The following is a 1643-nucleotide window of genomic DNA, read 5'->3' on the forward strand; positions in this document are numbered from 1 at the left end:
TCTTTCAAGCAGGGCAGGGTCAGGAAGGCCTTCACGTCCTGATCTTTCGGTAAGCCTTTGCCATGACACATGGAGGAAATATTGGTGACCAGTGCCCGGTCGAGCGGTTTGCCCTTAACGTCCTCGTGTTTGCCCTCCTGCCAGCCCACTTTCAAGCAGGGCAGGGTCAGGAAGGCCTTCACGTCCTGATCTTTCGGTAAGCCTTTGCCATTACACATGGAGGAAATATTGGTGACCAGTGCCCGGTCGAGCGGTTTGCCCTTAACGTCCTCGTGTTTGCCCTCCTGCCAGCCCACTTTCAAGCAGGGCAGCATCAGGAAGGCCTTCACGTCCTGATCTTTCGGTAAGCCTTTGCTATTACACATGGAGGCTATTTGTTTCAAGCATGGGTTATCAGCAACCGACTGAATGTTCTCCTCGGGTGCTTCTGCAAACGCCTTTATCTGAATCTTCGATTTGAGCATGCTCGTAAGGCAGCTGGTATTTGTAATCTGCTGGGTATTTACAGCTAAAAAGAACGTGTTAGCCTTAGCAAAATAGCCTTTGAAAGTCTGAGAATCTTTAACAATGCTGAAGTTTTTTAACTTGGAAAAGAGCGAGTGTGCGGGCGGCTTACCCCTGTCTCGCGCTAGTTGGATTTTCCTGTCATTGAGCGTTTTCAGCAGTATCCCGGCATTCTTTAGTACTGCTTGTATTTCTTGATTATTTAAATGTATTCGTAGTTCATTTTGCTGGCTTTCAGAAAATTCTGAAATTGCTGTTTCACTGTTAATTTCTGTAGTGAGCGGTACATCCTCCATTGGTACTGGCATATCCTGCACCATCTCTGAGGTATGCTCATTGCCAGTTAATGGCCTGTTGTCGCTGTCTGTTGGTAGATTTATTGCTATGCCCGGAAGCGTGGAAGCTGCGTCAGCAGGCATGGCCGAGTCAGTCTCCATTGGCTCCGGATTACCCTGAACCGAAGTCGAAGAAGAGCGCTCAATACACGAGTTATTGCCAGTAACACGTCTGAGCTTTATGGGGGGAATGGTCCCGGATTCAGGTTGCTGTTGATGCGGTGGAAACGCTCCTGTGCCCGTTGTGGTCTGTTCAATCTGGCGACCTGCCATGCTCCGCTTTCTTTTGCGTTTGCGGCTGGTTGACGGCTCGTCTCTTCCAGCTTCAGTGGATGTTAACCGGGATACAGTATCTGCGGTTGCTGAGGAGGAAGGTGACTGCATGGTTTGTTTGAAGGTCCTCCCTGTTTCCAATTGGAGAATCGTTTGAGAATGACAACGATAGAGTACGACCTTGTCAGCCCGGTAAAGTTCCAGGCAACCGGTATCAGAGAAGCCTGACCTTTTTGTCAGGCAGCCTGGCTGTGGGATGTGTTACTGGATAGCGCACCGCTGCAGCTACTCCAGATGAATACACGTCAACTGCCACAGCCTGAAAACTTAGGCCATCTAGCAGAATCACCAGTTTCAGGCGTGGATGGTCGTGTTTTGTCTGCGCCAGAAAACGTCTTATTGCCGCTTTTTCACAATCATTTTTTGTGGAACCATACTGTCGGCAAATAGCTTCCGGCGCTAAAGGAATGACGGTTTTTCTGGGCGGATGGATGATACAGCCGCCTATAGTATTGTGGTAAAAGGTTTGAT

The 1643-nt window shown here is 49.1% G+C and carries 1 protein-coding gene and 1 pseudogene; both read right to left on the bottom strand.

Annotated features, from left to right (window positions below):
• Positions 1-1223 (bottom strand): hypothetical protein (locus J7439_RS25375; protein ID WP_209204844.1); only part of this gene is annotated, 1223 nt, incomplete at its 3' end.
• Positions 1224-1326: 103 nt separating this feature from the next.
• Positions 1327-1643 (bottom strand): annotated as a pseudogene (locus J7439_RS25380) (hypothetical protein); the annotation flags it as partial.

This window comes from Salinisphaera sp. G21_0 (assembly GCF_017744115.1).
GTDB lineage: Bacteria > Pseudomonadota > Gammaproteobacteria > Pseudomonadales > Endozoicomonadaceae > Endozoicomonas.